Raw genomic sequence first — 801 nt, forward strand, 5'->3', positions numbered from 1 at the left:
GCCAGCTCGGCGGTGCGGCTGCCCACCAGCTCGTAGCGGCCATTCACCACGGCCTGGGGCGTGTAGGAGCCCGTGCCGAAGCCCGTGGCGTACTGCCGCTGCCGCTCGGTGTAGGCCGAAGACGAAAAGCCGTCTTTCCATCCCAGCCGGTTCCAGTAATCGACGTGCTCGCCGAGGGCAATGACTTCGACGCCGGGCACCGACTGCGCCCGGGCCAGCTCGCGCAGCGCGGCATCGGCCGCCGGACAGCTCGAGCAGCCTTCGGAAGTAAAGAGCTCGACGACGACGGGCACCCGGACGGGCGCTGGTGCCGGCTCCTCCGGAATGGTGGGCGCCATCGTGGCAGCCAGGGACAGTAGCAGCAGGGTTTTCATACTTAAACGGGAATGGAAATGGATGTTGGACGCCTGCGTCCGGCGTGGGCAGTCAGGCAGACGGAATCGACCAGCTCTCCCTTACACCTGAAGCAGATAACTCAAAAACGCTATAATCATTTTTTGGATATTTTATTGCATTTTAATACATTTGGATTACACTCTCCTACTTCCCAGCTATGAACATCAGTACTCCCCGAATACCGGCAGCATGCAGGCTGCGGGCTGGCCGTTTCTGTCTTTCCGCGTGGCTGCGTGGCGGTCGCTCCGGCAGCCGCATCCTGCTTCGGTTTGCAACCGTTCTCATCGTTAGTGTGCTGCCGTTTATCGTGCGGGCGCAGCAGGCCGGCCTCGACCTGTTCCGCGAGGACGGCGCGGCGCAGCGGGCGGCCGATGCTTCGCCGGTAGCGGCCCAGCTGCGCCAGTC

At 62.9% G+C, this 801-nt stretch carries 1 protein-coding gene; it reads right to left on the reverse strand.

Features of this window, described 5'->3' with window-relative positions:
* On the reverse strand, window positions 1-374 hold a 374-nt coding region (locus ACYVDE_RS24810), incomplete at its 3' end, for a DUF1223 domain-containing protein (RefSeq protein WP_460504188.1).
* Window positions 375-801 lie beyond the last annotated feature (427 nt).

The organism is Hymenobacter agri, from assembly GCF_054778495.1.